This is a genomic window from Bacillus sp. MUM 116, from assembly GCF_001866655.1.
In the GTDB taxonomy this organism is placed as follows: domain Bacteria; phylum Bacillota; class Bacilli; order Bacillales; family Cytobacillaceae; genus Neobacillus.
In genome coordinates this window covers 1-12,996 of sequence record NZ_MLYR01000088.1, presented here as the reverse complement: position 1 = coordinate 12,996, position 12,996 = coordinate 1, and the positions used below count along the sequence as shown (strand labels likewise).

Genomic DNA, 12,996 nt, shown 5'->3' with positions numbered 1-12,996 from the left:
AATAAAAATGAGTCGTTTATCAAAGCAAGAAAAAAGCTAAACCAAAACGGACTTCAACATATGAGTCGAAGCCCTGTTTTCATTCAAAATACTAATAGCGTCCTCTCTACACGGACAAAATCATAAAAATGTCTTTCTTTGGTGTCAGGCACCGTATCTATTTTACGATGTAAACGCGTTCGGGCCGCCCCACAGTTCCATATGCCAGGTTTGCAGCGATTTTTTCTTCGGACATGAGGTGCTCAAGATAGCGTCTGGCCGTGGTTCTGCTGACACCGATTTCCTTGGCTACCATTTCGGCGGTTAGACCGGTATTTACCCTCCCAAGAAAAACTAGTACTTTTTCCAGTGTCAGCGGGTCAATTCCTTTTGGCAAATAGGTTTTATCATTTGCTGGTCCCGTCCCGCTTACTTCTTTCCTTAGAAGTTTGTCCACCTGCTGCTGGGTGAGATGGAGATTCTCATCCTGAAACTCCACCAGCTTTCGATGATACTCTTGATATCGTACCAATGATTGTTTGAATCGCTCAAAAACAACCGGTTTAATCATGTAATCGAAAACGCCAATACTAATGGCTTCTTGCACCTTCTGAATCTCTTTTGTAGCGGTAATCATGATGACATCCATTTGCTTGTCTTGCTGCTTTGTCTCTTTCAGCAAATCAAGCCCATTCATATCCGGAAAATAGACATCCAGTAATAGGAGGTCGGGCTGCAAAAGTTCGATAAAGGTTTTCGCTTCCTCATAACTTGCAGCGATTCCCACTGTTTGGAACCCCTCTATTTTTTCGATAAAGCGTTTTTGAATTTCCGCAATCCGTAAATCATCCTCAATAATTAACACTTCGATATCGCGGTTCTTCATCAATCAGACACCCCCTGCTTTTCGGTATCGCTACCGTAAAAATCGTCCCCTCCCTTTCTTCGGATGAAAGGGTTATATATCCATCTAAATCGTTTATTGCCTTTTGGACTAACCTTAGCCCAATCCCGGCATTGCTCCCTGAATTCTTTGTTGTAAAGCCTGCTTGAAAAATCCGCTCCTGATTAGCCAAAGAAATACCGTTTCCATTATCCTCAACCTCGATAATCAATTCCTTCCCAAGGTCGGTTAAAAACAAGGTAACGTTTTTTTCTTCCTTCCCATTGTCACGTACCTCTTCAAACGCATTATTGACCAGATTTCCAATGATTGTCACCAGAGATTCCCTGCTAATTTCCTCTGGAACATCCTGAAAACTGCTCTCACGGTCAATTGAAAAATTAATTTTTAGTTCACTGGCCAAACTTATCTTCCCCAATATGAACCCCGCAATAATTGGATCCGGTATTTCCTTCATCAAAAAATGGATGAAACCTTGTGCAAAATCCACTTCTTTTGAAATAAAATCAATCGCTTCTTTATAAGATCCTAATTGAATCAAACCGAGAAGCGTATAAAGCCTGTTTGAATATTCATGTGTCTGGGCCCGTAATCCTTCTGCATATGCCTTCACGTGGGATAATTCCTGCAGAAGTTTTGCAAGTTCTGACTTATTGCGAAAACTGGCCACCGCCCCAATTACTTCCCGATGCCGATCAAAAATCGGAATTCGATTGGCCAAGAATACCTCGCCATGAATGATAATTTCTTGGTCATATTCGGCTTGTCCTGTTTTTACAACCTCTAATAGATGCGTATTTTCCAAGACTTCCTCTATTTTTTTCCCTCGAAGTAATACATCATTCGGTTCCTTTAAAATTTTATGGGCCGTCTCATTTACGACTGTAATTCTTCCATTCGTGTCAATCGCTATGAGACCTTCATGAATGGACTCCAGGATCGCATGTTTCTCCTGGTACATCCAGGCAATTTCTTGTGGCTCAAGCCCAAAGATTGCCCGTTTTATATTTAAGGAGATTAATAGCGCTGCTAATAACCCTCCTATTAAAACAATCAAAGTCGCCACAAAGATTTTCCGCTGAATTTTTACAACATCATCTTGTATATCTTTCTGCAGATAGCCAACAGAAACAACACCAATCACTTTTCCATTGCTAAAAATCGGTGCCTTACCTCGTAATGATGGCCCTAATGTCCCGGTGGATTCAGATATGACCGATTTTCCTTTGAAAACTTCGTCATTATCTCCACCAACCATCTTTTGTCCAAGACGGTCCGGGTTCGGATGGGAGTATCGAACTCCATTTCGATTCCCAATGACTATAAATTCTGCATCCATCTGTTTTCGGATTGTTTCCGCGATTGGCTGAATAATGCTAGCTGGATCTGGAGAAGCGAAGGCCTCTTTTATCGTCGGCATATTTGAAATCGATTGGGCAACCGACAGAGCTTGTTCCCCCATTTCAATCTTTAGCTTGGTCTCCATGATATTTTTAAAAGTAATTTCCAAAATAATGCCAAGGCCAATAATGAGAATGGATATCCCTAACATTAATTTTGTATGTAAACGCATGCAAACACCTCTATTCTAATCTTATAAAAAAAAACTCCTTAAAAAAAGGAGTTTTTTGTTCTATTCTGAAATTTTTAAATCTTCAACCCTCAACGTTAATAATCACTTGTTTTCCTCTCATCTTTATTAATGCCGGAATTACAAGCCATAAAAAAGCAATTATAAGGAAAGCGAGTGATATCGGACGAGTGAAGAATACACTATAATCCCCGTTTGAAATCGTTAAAGCTCTGCGAAGGTTATTTTCAATCATTGGTCCTAAAACAAGACCCAGTACCAGTGGTGCAATCGGAAAATCATTTTTACTAAGGTAATATCCCACGAGCCCACATCCCAGCAATAATAGTAGGTCATAAGTTGAAACTTGAACGGCATAGACTCCAAAAATCGAGATGGCAATAATTAATGGGATTAAAAATTGCTTCGGTGTTTGAATAATTTTTGCAAAAACTTTTACAAGTGGCAGGTTCAATATTAACAGCATAACATTACCGATAAACATACTGGCAATCAAGCCCCATGCAACATTTGGATGATCCTCAAATAACAATGGGCCGGGTTGAACATTATACATCATTAGGGCTCCCATTAAAATCGCAGTCGTACCTGAACCGGGAATGCCCATAGTGAGCAGTGGAATCATCGCTCCCCCAGATGCAGCATTATTCGCCGATTCTGGTGCAGCAACCCCGGCAATTGTTCCTGTACCAAATTTCGAAGGATTTTTTGAAATCTTTTTTTCAAGAATATATGAGAAAAAGGAGGCTAGTGTTGCACCCGCACCGGGAAGGATTCCAACAAAGAATCCTAGAATCGAACCGCGGGCAATCGGTCCTGCCGATTCTTTAAATTCTTGTTTCGATGGCAGCATATTATTAATCCGTGCCATTTCTCCATCTTCTTCCTCTTTTTCCAAAATCGTTTTAAATACCTCGCCTAGAGCAAATAAACCTACAGCAACTGTTAAAAATTCAATTCCTTGATATAGCCATGGAACATCAAAAGTGAAGCGGGCAATTCCTGAAACACTGTCGATTCCAATTGTACCTAATAAAAGACCGCAAACCGTCATAATTAAGGCTTTGGTAACGGATTTTCCTGCTAATCCGCTAACTGCCATTAAGCCTAAAAGCATTAGTGAAAAATATTCTGCCGGACCAAATTTTAGTGCAATGGTTGATAAAGGCTTCGCCAGGGCAATCAAGGCAATCAAGGTAACAATCCCGGCCACAAAAGATCCAATTGCGGCAATCGACAAGGCACTTCCGGCGCGTCCCTTTTTTGCCATTTGATAGCCGTCTAGCGTTGTCACAACCGATGAGGACTCCCCCGGTGTATTTAATAGAATCGAAGTTGTGGAGCCTCCATACATCGCTCCGTAATAGACTCCAGCTAAGAGGATGATTGCGCTAGTTGCTGCCTGTTCCGGCGGAAGGCCGCCTGTAACGGAAGCTGTGACAGGGATGAGAAGGGCGACTCCACTCATCGGGCCAATTCCAGGTAAAACGCCTACAGCCGTCCCAATTAATACACCTACAAAGGCGAAAAGTAAATTATACCAAATAAATGCGGTTCCAAATCCGTGAAATAAATAATCAATCGTTCCCATTCAGAAGCCTCCTTTCTATAGTCATGAAAACCACACCGGCCATCCCGGCAGTGTTCCTTTAAGTACTTCTACGAAAATAAAATAAACTATTCCCGAAAAACAGGCTGAGATTAATAAAGATTTAATGATTTTCCCACGTTCCATAGCTTGAAAACAAACAAATAAGAAAACAAACGTTGTAATCACATAACCAAGCGTTTCAAGCAATAATATATATAGTAAAGTGGCAACAAAGATAATTAAAAACGGCTTGTAATCCAGTTTTTCTTTTTTCCCGAATTTGTAACTCTGGTTGCGTAATGTTTCAAAAAATAACCGGATACTTAATAATGCAAGTGCAATTCCGAGAATAAACGGGAAAATATCCGGTCCGACGACACTCCCATAGGCAGAGCTTGCAATATGCTTACTGCCTACAATAAACAGCACGCCCACAACTAAAAATAAAACAGCAGCAATGCGGTCGAATTTGATATCCATTTTATCGAGCCCCTTTCCTTAAAAATAAGCGGGAAGAAGAAGCTGGCTCCCCTTCCCCTTTTTTTAACTATTTCTGCATGCCTAATGCTTCTAGTAATTGTTGAATCTGTTGTTCCTGCTCCTCTAAGAATTTCTTGAAGTCTGCACTGTTTTTGTACTCTAATTCCCATCCTTGTGTTTCTACTTCGGTTTTCCATTCAGTAGAGTTTACTTGTTTATCAATTGTTTTTTCCCAGTAAGCCTTTGCTTCACTAGACATTTTTTCAGGGCCAAACACACCGCGCCAAATCGTAAATTCTGCATCTACGCCTTGTTCCTTAGCGGTTGGAACATCCTTGAATTCACCAGATAAACGGTCTGCTGCCGTTACGGCAAGAACGCGAATTTTTCCAGCTTTTAAAAACTCCTTGACACTGGAAGCATCGGTTCCGATTACATCAGCGTTTCCTCCAAGTAATGCCGTGATAGCTTCGCCGCCGCCATCATAGGATACGTATTTGATTTTAGTAGGATCTACGCCATATTTATATGCTGGCAGGATGGAGATTAGGTGGTCCATTGAACCTGGTGCGGAACCGCCAGCAAATGTTAATTTGCTAGGATTCTTTTTAACATCTTCCAACACGGATTTTAAATCTTTATATTTTGAATCTGCTTTCACTACAATGGCTCCGTAATCTTTTGTAAGCTGTGCAAGCGGCGTTGTGTTCTTATAACCATAAGGGCTGTTTCCTTCTTTTTTCAAGTTGTTGATGATAATCGGTGGTGAGTTAACAAACAACATATCATTGTTTGCAGCTTGCTGCGTGGCGTATTCCGCCATAAATACGGCTCCCCCGCCTCCCGGCTTATTCTCAACCGTTAATGGCTGATTGACTAGCTTTGTCTCGCTGATGACTTTTGTAAACGAGCGGGCTGTTAAATCCCATCCGCCACCAGCCCCTGATGGAGCGACAACAGTAATCGCTTTAGTTGGATAGCCTGTACCTTCTTTTTTACTACTGCTAGCTGTTTCTTTGCTGCTGCATGCCCCAAGGCTGAGCGCCAAAGCTCCTGCAACCATAACTGCTGAAATTCTCTTTAGTTTTATCATTTCATTTCCCCCTTGTAACCGTTTACTTAATTTTATAAAATTTCAGATAAATTTATAGTTTATACAGTTAAATAGCATAAAAAACATTATCGCTATTTTGTTCATAAAGTTCACGGAGAAATCGAATATCCACCCCATACGGACAAAACCACTCTAAAGTCCACAGGCAGTGCCTGTCACTATGTTCAATAATTCACATATGAGCTGTCACCAAGCTCGTTTGCTTCGAATATAATGGTAGGAATCAATTGAAGAGACGAGGTGGAACGATGAATAGGATTAATTTTCCTCTGCTTCTTTCCGGACCTATGCTTCGTAGAACGGAGCCTACTCGCATTACAATTTGGATTGCAACAAGCCATAATTGTGAAATTCAAGCAAAGCTTTACAAAATAACAATGAAGGAAGATCCCCACTCCTTTTATTACCAACCATTAGTAATCCAAAATGACTCAAATACTATTAAGCTGGGTGACCAGCTTTATATCCATTTAATAAATATAACTCCATGTAACGAGAAAGAATTTCCTGTGGGCACACTTTTAGGGTATAATCTCTTTTTTAAACTGGATTCGGATTTGCATGATTTAGAAAGTCTCGGGCTTCTGTCTATGGAACATTCCAACTCACTCATTTATGGGGAACTAAAATATCCAACCTTTCAAATCGCAAACACAGCAGACCAATCAAGAATTATTTATGGATCGTGCCGCAAACCACATGGAAAGGGTGATGATACCTTAACGAATGGAGATCACATCCTTGAAAAAGAATATAATCATTTAAAAAACCGTCCCCATGCACTCTTTTTAATGGGTGATCAAATTTATGCGGACGATGTGGCAGACCCTCTTATCCGAGTTCTTTCAACATTAGGAAAATCATTAATCGGCCAGGATGAGCAGTTACATGAACTTGTCCCTCAACTAAGTAATCCACCCTATCATACTGCCCTTCATCAAATTAACTGCAGGCAATTTATCATGGAAAACTTCTGTCAATTTACTTCCTCACATGCACAGAACCATTTAATGAAACTTGGTGAATTTGCCGCTATGTACCTCTTATCTTGGAGTCCAGTTCTATGGGAAGTGGCACAAGAAAACAATCTGTTTGAATCATTTGAGAATGCCCTTGAAGAAAATCATCTTTATTTTGTCTTTCCAAACGAAGATCCATTTTTAAAAAAGCATCGAACCGAAGAAACCCAACTTCGCAACCGGTTCGAAGATCAACAAGAAGCATTAATTTCCTTTCAGCATACATTATGGAGGGTGCGGCGTTTACTAGCGAATATTCCCACTTATATGATTTTTGATGATCATGACATAACCGATGATTGGAATATATCTGCCGATTGGAAACAAAATGTCCACTGTTCCCCATTAGGGAGACATGTAATCGCAAATGGTTTAAGTGCATATTGGGCATTTCAGGGCTGGGGAAATGATCCTGATAGCTTCCATGATGATTTTATTCTAACTATGAACTCTTACTTTAAAACACCTGGAAAAATCTATGAATTTCACGAAGATTGGGTCAACTTATTATGGAATTATTCAGCTTGGAATTTCGTTGCCCCGACACACCCAAACGCCCTTTTTCTTGATACCCGGACGCAAAGAGGCTATGATTTAGAACCCAATCCGGTTAAATTTGGTCATCTAATATCAGAAACTATCAATTGCCCTAGTCTAATTGATGAAAGCGGATGGGTGAGTGTTACAAAATGTCTTTATGACAGTGGATGGAAAAGCGGAAGTCCTTTAATGATTGTATCAGCAACACCCGTTTATGGTATGGGCTTGATAGAATCATTTTTACATGACTATGTCTATCCACTTCGGGTTTTAGGGTTAGAAGTACAAACCTCCTTTGATTTTGAGGCATGGAAATACAACGGTAAGGGATTTACCGAATTTCTTCTTCTTGCAGCAGAGTGGAATCCAAGTCCTTGTATTATTTTATCCGGTGATGTTCATTATGCCTCTTCCGTATTTTCAACTGTTACATTTGCAAGCGGGCTAAAATTAGAGGTAAAACAATTTACTAGCAGTCCGTTTAAAAATATGAGTTTTTCCGGAATTTGGGGATTGATAATGAAATTGGTGATTGGGATGAACTCCCTCAGCAGGAAAAATAAAATGATTAACCGAATTTGTACTCCCTCCTTTTACATCCGCCGTGTAAAAGAAAAAGGTGACACAAAATCAAATCATTTTATCTGGAAGGACGAACTTATGTACCAAATCCTAAAAAAAGAATCAATAATTGAAACAAAAAATAATATAGGTCTCTTAACCATCACTCCTGTTGAAATGAAAAACAGCCTTGAAACCTATCAAAAAGAATAAAAAAACGATGTATTATATTATCCAAAGCCCAAGGCACCATGCGGAAATCATATGGTGCCTTGGGCTCTTTTACCATTCTATTCCACCTTAACGATTTTAGAAGGATTATTGATTTTATAAAGCACGGCAACATCCACCAAGAACTCTTCTTCAACGTCTTTTCCCTTCGACAATTTTTTTGCCGCCGCTTTACCATCGAATTCAAGCTTGTCCCCTGGGGCAAGTTCAAATTTTTTCAGGGTTTTACTATGGCTGCACCAGGCAAATTCGAGTTCAATCGGCGGCTCCTGGATGATGGTTACATTCTCTAAAACAACCACTTCATCATTTTCTTCGGTAAATGCATTATACGTCATCGCAAACTGTTTGACCGTGGCTGTGAAATGAACCTTATCGGCAGGGAGATCCAACTTCTTAGCTTTCTCTTTTTTCGGCTTCTTTGGCTCCTTCGCTTTTTTAGGTTCAGAAGCCACAACATCCTTAACGGCTGATTCACCTTTATCAATGCTTTCAGTTCCCGTAAGTTTCTCGACATTGGAATTGTCTGTTTGCGAATCTAGTTTTTCGCCTTCTTTCTCATCCACTGTAAACATACTTTCTTTCCCGAAACTAGCTGCCTGCATTTCCTTTAAATACGCCGGATGAATACAGCTTACGTTTCCATCCTGAAACTCAATGATAAGCGTATTTTGATCATTGTCACGGCCATAGACTTCATATCCTTTGATTGAAATGAGCCGTTGATAATTCCGTTCCTTATACCAAAACTCTTCCTTGGAGGCAGATAACCCCCACTCCCGGAGCTTTTCCTTAAAATGCTCCTCATCACGGAAGGTTTCAAAATCCCCTTTAGGCTGAATATAATGTGTTAATTCTGATTGCTCCATTTGCGGACGCTTCATGACCATCCTTCCACTTCCTTCATCAACATAAGTATGTAAATTATATCATGTTCAAGGAAAAACATTTAAGATTTGAATGAACCTAACTCCCCTTCTTTTCACTGCAAAATCAATCCCGGTTAACCGTTCCAAACCAAAAGCCCAAAACCATGCCAAATGCGGTGATGACCAAATAGATGAGTCCTGTTGATATGGCTAAAAAATTTATAATTCCATAATAACCGGTTGTGTTCCCTAAAAGTGCTTCTTGCATGCTAAGCAAAATCGGCTGATAGATGATTAGATATGAAAAAAGTACAAGCAAGACTGCAAGCCAACTCCTGCCAATAAAATATCTAGTCAAAAAGAAAGCTAAAATTCCAACAAGAATCGCCAATCCATACACATACCAATTAATATACTGAAGCGCCCTCTCCGGTTGATCAAAAAAAGCTAACACATTCAGATAGATAATCCTTAACACTGCGAGTGTTATCGCCATCACCTGTGTTCTTATCAAAAAAGTAACCCAATTCATGTCCAAATGCCTCAATTCCACACAAAATTTCCGTTAAAACCCACTACCGTCCACCCCACACAGACAAAACAATCAAAAAGTCCACGAACGGTGCCTGTCACTGACCTTTGTCACCGCCCTTTCACAAAGTCTCCTATTTCTTTTATGGCTTTTTTGGCTTCGGGTAGGAGGTCTCCTGTTAGCTGCCAGACATGCCACATACCCTGCCACACTTTAAAGTTCACCGGAACATTATATCTTCTTGCCTGTTCTGCGAGCATTTTAGCATCACTAAGTAATAGTTCCTCACTTCCAACTTGAATAAACAGGGGTGGAAGACCTGTTAAATCTGCAAATACAGGTGAGATGAACGGGCTTGTTAATGGTTCATCCCCTGCATAAATTTGCGCAGCTTTTTTTATTCCATGTGGTGTAAACAGCGGGTCTTCCTTTACCTTCTTCGTATAACTTTCTCCACTGCTAGTCAAATCCACCCAAGGTGAAAGGCAAATAATCGATGCCGGGCATCCTACCCCTTCCTCCCTTAATACAAGTGCCAATGCAATGCTAAGTCCCCCGCCAGCAGAATCTCCTGCCACGATAATATTCTTCGAATCAAATCCCTTCTTTAACAGCCATTTATATACCTTTACCGCATCCTCAATGGCTGCAGGGTAAGGATTCTCCGGAACCAGCCTATATTCAGGCAGAAGAACTTTCACACCCGTTACCTTTCCAATTTTCCCAGCTAATGCACGATGTGAATCCGCTGAACCATATGTATAGGCCCCGCCGTGAAAATAGAGCAGCACCCTTTCCCCCGTTACATGCTTATTCGTGAGCCATTCCGCTTTGATTCCCTCTATATCAACCTTTTCCACATTACAGTTTTTCGGAACCCTTGTCCACATTAATGAAGTCCGATCCATTGTTCTACGCTTTTCTTCAAGGCTTGTTCCTACCGTGCTTATAATCACTTTATTCATGATTTTTTTTAATATAAGACTCCGCAAACTACTCATTTTTCTCTCCTCAATAACAAAACAAGTACTTCCTCTCATTTTGCCCATACCGGACTTTTCTTAAAATCCCCAACCCCTCAAAGAAAAGCGCAAGCGCCTTGATTAGCCTCAGGCATAGCACAAGACAAGCCGGCCGAAAGGTTGTTCTTTAACCTTTTGGACGGATTGGCTTGTGACCTCGAGGGGCAGGACGCTTGCGCTGGACAATTCACGAAACCAAATTTTATACCATTTTATCTCATGAAAAAAAGCACACCACAAAAAAGTAGCATGCTTCAACCATCTATTTATCTACAATCCTGCCTTCCTCAGTTATAAAAAACACCTTATCGTTTTGATTCCGTTCCTTTTCATAATAGGTGATCTGAACGAGAACAGGAAAATGAACCGACTCTAAAAAATGACTTAGCCGTTTCATTTTTTCAATTTCAGCGGCTTGTTTCACTTTTTCCCATTTTGATTTAATAAAAATCGTAATTGAACAGGCAAGCTGAGACTCATGAATTTCTTTATAGGTCGGAATATGGGGACCAAAATATTCCCCTCTTTCATCAATTTGTTTTGCGGTAAAAGTTGTATCATCCAAGCGTGGAAACAATCCCTTAATTGTTTTCTTTAAATGGTTTGATAACTCACTTTCCCAAAAAACTTTTGGAAACGTATCTGAATAGCCGGCGGAAGCGTCCGCATCCTGTTCCACCATAAAAACCAATTCTGGATGACCCTTCGGATAGGAATAGACCTGATAAGTCTCACTTAAAAAATTATAATCAATTTTTTTCATTATAAAATCAGTATGATATTTTTTGCTCAAATAGCTGTCCATATTCTGTATTTGGCGGTGCTTTTCCCAAGGTGTTCCATTAAACCCGGCATAGACAAAAAGGCTAAGAATGACAATGAGGAAAGAAATGATCCATAAGAGAACCTTGCTGAATCTTATATGCACCACCCCTATAATTTCAAAATATTTATAATATTTTTATTCAATCCAAAAACCTATTATTCCTTCTTACTTTTTTAGAAAAATTATCTTTTTTGTAACAAGATTTAAACGTAAAATATAAAGAAAAGAATCTTCGATCAAAGGAGGCATTTATGAAAAAAATTCTTCTTATTATTTTATGCCTAACTACCCTTTCCGCCTGCGGTCTTTTTCAAAAAGAACCCTCAAAGGCTATTAAAGAGCATTCAGAGAAGAATATGGAAGACCAGCAAAAAAACACTCCTGTTCGAACTGAGCCACGTCCATCGCCAATGAAAATAGTAGATCTAGCCAAAAGCGGTAAGGTTTCCACCAGTAATTTCGCCGCTCACTTTAATAAAATAACAGATGTCCAAAACCAATGGGGCACCGCCGTAAATACTGACCAGGCAGGATCTCTATTCTATGCAAATTATCCAGCAAAACACACCGTTTTTGGATATAACGCCAAAAATATATTGGTAGATATCCGTTCTTACGACGAACAGCTTCATTTGCTGACCTTTTCACAAATCAAAAAAACGCTGGGTAAACCTGATTACCATCGAACAAACCAGAACGACCAAATTTACGGCTACAAAATCACCAAACAATTCGAGCTGCGGTTCGTCATTCCAGAGAAAACCGGAACAGTCGACCATATTTCCGTTTTAAGTCCAAGTGATTTCGAAATAACCACTGCCCCTTACATCCTGCCAATAAAAGGGGGTTCAAATAATCTATCAAAAACTGCCTGGCAAAATATGCAGAGCTGGCGCAATGAAATGATGTCCGTTATAAAAAATCACCCGAATGATGTATTCCTTAATGGTCCTAACCAAAAAAGGGTTGCTTTAACATTTGACGATGGTCCGGATACTCTGAATACACCAAGCATCATTGAAACACTGGCTCACGAACATGTGAAGGGAAATTTCTTTTTTATTGGGGAAAAGGTAAAAAAGTATCCCGAGGTTGTTAAAAAAGCCTATACCAATGGAAATCTTGTCCTCAGCCATAGCTACTACCACCATGATTTAAGCAAACGAACGGCAGCTGATGTAAATAGTGATTTGACTCAAACCGAAGAGGCCATTTATGATGTAATCGGAAAAAGACCTGCCCTTTTACGCCCGCCATATGGTGCAGTTAATAACACCGTTATCAACACTGCAACCCAAAACGGTTATAAAATCATCCTCTGGTCGATTGACACATTAGATTGGTCACAGATGGAAGTCAGCAATATTGAAAACAATGTTTTGAAAAATATCAGAAATGGTGACATCATTCTCATGCACTCGAATGAGGATAAAGTACAAACAGCTAAAGCTTTGCCACACATCATCAAGGAACTAAAGCGGCAAGGTTTTGATATCGTCGACCTCCAAACCTTACTTCAGCAAAGGGCCTATAAATAAAAAAACAGTCTATCCATGAGCAAAGTGTACCAGAGTTTTGGCAGATTAAAGGAGATGGTCTCTGACATTGAACAGGGGTCATCTTTTTTAATTCCTTTTGGTAAGGCTCTTTTCGTAATCTTTGTTGCTTTTGGACCTTAATAAGGGTCATTAACTAAATTTCTAGGCAATTTTCGCAAATGTTCTTACGAAAAGATGC

At 39.9% G+C, this 12,996-nt stretch carries 11 protein-coding genes; 2 read left to right on the top strand and 9 right to left on the bottom strand.

Annotation, left to right across the window (positions count from 1 at the left end):
• Nucleotides 1–157: 157 nt before the first annotated feature.
• From BIV60_RS20775 to BIV60_RS20755, 5 genes are all read right to left on the bottom strand, one after another.
• Nucleotides 158–865, bottom strand: a complete 708-nt coding sequence (locus BIV60_RS20775; protein ID WP_071357630.1) for a response regulator — start codon at nucleotides 863–865, stop codon at nucleotides 158–160.
• Nucleotides 831–2,456 carry an ATP-binding protein gene (locus BIV60_RS20770; protein ID WP_071357629.1) on the bottom strand — a complete coding sequence of 542 codons (1,626 nt, stop codon included), beginning with the start codon at nucleotides 2,454–2,456 and terminating at the stop codon, nucleotides 831–833. The genes BIV60_RS20775 and BIV60_RS20770 overlap by 35 nt, the downstream gene beginning before the upstream one ends.
• Before the next feature lie 82 nt (nucleotides 2,457–2,538).
• Complete coding sequence (locus tag BIV60_RS20765; RefSeq protein WP_071357628.1) at nucleotides 2,539–4,065, bottom strand: tripartite tricarboxylate transporter permease; 1,527 nt, start codon at nucleotides 4,063–4,065, stop codon at nucleotides 2,539–2,541.
• A gap of 21 nt (nucleotides 4,066–4,086) precedes the next feature.
• A complete protein-coding gene (locus tag BIV60_RS20760) occupies nucleotides 4,087–4,545 on the bottom strand; it encodes a tripartite tricarboxylate transporter TctB family protein (RefSeq protein WP_071357627.1) in 459 nt (152 codons plus the stop codon).
• A 67-nt stretch (nucleotides 4,546–4,612) separates the two neighbouring features.
• The gene (locus BIV60_RS20755) at nucleotides 4,613–5,635 is read right to left on the bottom strand and encodes a Bug family tripartite tricarboxylate transporter substrate binding protein (protein WP_371261571.1); all 1,023 of its coding nucleotides are present in this window, start codon (nucleotides 5,633–5,635) and stop codon (nucleotides 4,613–4,615) included.
• A gap of 272 nt (nucleotides 5,636–5,907) precedes the next feature.
• On the opposite strand from BIV60_RS20755, the gene BIV60_RS20750 reads away from it, so the two are divergent.
• Nucleotides 5,908–7,992, top strand: coding sequence for a metallophosphoesterase family protein (locus BIV60_RS20750; protein ID WP_256218483.1), 2,085 nt, complete (start codon nucleotides 5,908–5,910; stop codon nucleotides 7,990–7,992).
• A 77-nt stretch (nucleotides 7,993–8,069) separates the two neighbouring features.
• Here BIV60_RS20750 and BIV60_RS20745 read toward each other — a convergent pair whose 3' ends face one another.
• From BIV60_RS20745 to BIV60_RS20730, 4 genes are all read right to left on the bottom strand, one after another.
• Nucleotides 8,070–8,894, bottom strand: coding sequence for a hypothetical protein (locus BIV60_RS20745; RefSeq protein ID WP_256218482.1), 825 nt, complete (start codon nucleotides 8,892–8,894; stop codon nucleotides 8,070–8,072).
• A 109-nt stretch (nucleotides 8,895–9,003) separates the two neighbouring features.
• Nucleotides 9,004–9,411 carry a hypothetical protein gene (locus BIV60_RS20740; protein ID WP_071357624.1) on the bottom strand — a complete coding sequence of 136 codons (408 nt, stop codon included), beginning with the start codon at nucleotides 9,409–9,411 and terminating at the stop codon, nucleotides 9,004–9,006.
• A 110-nt stretch (nucleotides 9,412–9,521) separates the two neighbouring features.
• Nucleotides 9,522–10,412, bottom strand: coding sequence for an alpha/beta hydrolase (locus BIV60_RS20735; protein ID WP_071357623.1), 891 nt, complete (start codon nucleotides 10,410–10,412; stop codon nucleotides 9,522–9,524).
• Nucleotides 10,413–10,695: 283 nt separating this feature from the next.
• Nucleotides 10,696–11,361, bottom strand: coding sequence for a YfjL-like protein (locus BIV60_RS20730; protein WP_071357622.1), 666 nt, complete (start codon nucleotides 11,359–11,361; stop codon nucleotides 10,696–10,698).
• Between the two features lie 149 nt (nucleotides 11,362–11,510).
• Here BIV60_RS20730 and BIV60_RS20725 point away from each other — a divergent pair, with 149 nt between their 5' ends.
• Complete coding sequence (locus tag BIV60_RS20725; RefSeq protein WP_071357621.1) at nucleotides 11,511–12,797, top strand: DUF4309 domain-containing protein; 1,287 nt, start codon at nucleotides 11,511–11,513, stop codon at nucleotides 12,795–12,797.
• The last annotated feature ends 199 nt before the right edge of the window (nucleotides 12,798–12,996 follow it).